This is a genomic window from Limnospira sp. PMC 289.06 (assembly GCF_032350395.1).
GTDB classification, from domain to species: domain Bacteria; phylum Cyanobacteriota; class Cyanobacteriia; order Cyanobacteriales; family Microcoleaceae; genus Limnospira; species Limnospira platensis.
Genome location: NZ_JARPLC010000266.1, coordinates 1 through 1,971, shown reverse-complemented (window position 1 = coordinate 1,971; position 1,971 = coordinate 1). Strand labels below are relative to the sequence as shown.

Annotated in this window: 1 protein-coding gene and 3 pseudogenes; 3 read left to right on the top strand and 1 reads right to left on the bottom strand. The window is 44.2% G+C overall.

Going from position 1 to position 1,971, the window contains the following annotated elements:
• Positions 1-1,054, top strand: a pseudogene (locus tag P5674_RS24340) (group II intron reverse transcriptase); the annotation flags it as partial.
• A 78-nt stretch (positions 1,055-1,132) separates the two neighbouring features.
• Positions 1,133-1,258 (top strand): annotated as a pseudogene (locus P5674_RS24335) (ribulose bisphosphate carboxylase small subunit); the annotation flags it as partial.
• A gap of 85 nt (positions 1,259-1,343) precedes the next feature.
• Here the strand turns inward: P5674_RS24335 and P5674_RS24330 are convergent.
• Positions 1,344-1,799 (bottom strand): polynucleotide adenylyltransferase, encoded by a 456-nt coding sequence (locus P5674_RS24330; RefSeq protein ID WP_315670370.1) that lies wholly within the window; start codon positions 1,797-1,799, stop codon positions 1,344-1,346.
• A 74-nt stretch (positions 1,800-1,873) separates the two neighbouring features.
• On the opposite strand from P5674_RS24330, the pseudogene P5674_RS24325 reads away from it, so the two are divergent.
• Positions 1,874-1,971, top strand: a pseudogene (locus P5674_RS24325) (IS630 family transposase); the annotation flags it as partial.

Genomic DNA, 1,971 nt, shown 5'->3' with positions numbered 1-1,971 from the left:
GATAAGTCCAATACTCGCCAACATCGCACTGTTGGGAATGGAAAGGCTAGTTAAAGAAATGTATCCTAATAAAGGGACGACCACACAGGTTAACCTGATAAGATACGCTGATGATTTTGTGGTCATCTCAAAAGACCTAGGAATCATTGAACAGTGCAAAACTGCTATTTCTGAATGGTTAAAACCTGTATGATTAGAAATAAAACCTGAAAAGACTCGAATCTGCCACACGCTCAAATCTATTGAGTATGATGGTAAAACAGAGGAACCAGGGTTCGACTTTCTAGGATTCAATATCAGGCAACATCCGGTAGGAAAATATAAATCTGGGAAAACAGGCGGGGCAGCAAGCCGATTAATCTGACATCAAACCCACATCAAACCCAGCAACAAAGCAGTTAAAGCCCACATAGAAGTGATAAAAGGTGAAGTTAAAAAACACAAAACTGCACCTCAATCAGCCCTGATTAGCAAACTAAACCCAATCATTCGGGGATGGTCAAACTATTATTCAGCGGTAGTCTCAAAAGAGACCTTTGTTAAGCTAGACAACATAGTCTGGCTAATGTTACGGGCGTGGACAGTATCAAGATGCGGAAAGGCAAATCACGAAAAACTGAGCAAATACTTTAAACCGGGGACGGTGAAACTCAGTAATGGGAAAGAAAGACAAGAAACTTGGATGTTCCAAACCAAAGATAGGTTACATCTATATAAACACAACTGGACTCCGATTGTCAGACATACCCTAATACGCCCTGACGCAACACCATACGACGGAAATTGGATTTACTGGGCAACCAGGAAAGGACAAGCAATTGGAACGCCAATTAGGGTAACCAAACTACTCAAAAAGCAAAAAGGTAGATGTACATGGTGTGGACAGTATTTCGCACCATCAGATTTAGTAGAAGTAGACCACATTATACCTCGAAGTCTAGGCGGAAAGGATGAATACAAAAACCTTCAACTATTACATCGCCACACCCGCGATGATAAGACGGCACTTGACAATGCCAAAGCTGTGTCCCTAACAATGGAACAATCAGACTAGGAGCCGTGTGAGGTGAAAGTCTCAAGCACGGTTTTGAATGGGAGGGAATGGAGGCGACTCCATTCTCGACCCCTAATTATCCCAGAGGCGATCGCTTCTGTGGAAAATTGCCTAAGTCAACACCCAAAGGACTATGTGCGACTGTTAGGCATTGACCCCAAACAGCGGCGGCGTGTGGTGGAAACCATCATTCAGCGTCCCTAAAATCATAAAAGTAGGGGTGAAATGTCCGCCGGGACACACCCCTAATTAAAGCCTTAGAAGCCACAATAACAGCTACAACCCCTAGTTAGGGTAGGTTCAATTCAAGCATTTTCTGGGATGCGATCGCTATGGCATCTTCACGGGTGGATATTTGACCCTCAGCCTTAGCAATTTGTATCTCTTGGAGTAGATCCCCTAATAAGGGACTGGGAGAGAGTCCCAATTTTGCCATTAAGAGTTTCCCGCTAATGACGGGTTGGGGGTGAGCGATCGCATCATCGGGATTCAGATAATGGTTAATTAGGGTAGTAAACTCCTGTAGTGATGCTCCGGCGGCTATGGACAGGACTACTAAGGCGGGGAAAAATTCCCCCACATTAGCAAATAGAAAATATTGTTGGCGTATGGATAGATCGGCTATGGGGGTGGGTTGTAGTTGCTGAAAGGTTCCCAGTAAAGCCAGAACTCCCCGGATCTCAACTCGGCTATATTTGAGGGTAATTAACTCGGCTTCGGCTTGGCCTATATCCTCACTGGTCATAGTAGTATGTATAGCACCAGACAGGAAAGTTAGGACGTATAATGGATAGGACGAGATGACTAAGAAGACCAAAAATGCCAGCCCCCTATAGTTACGACCTCAGACAAAAAGTTATTGATGCAATTGAACTAGACGGTATGCCCAAAACAGAAGCCAGTCAAGTTTTCCATGT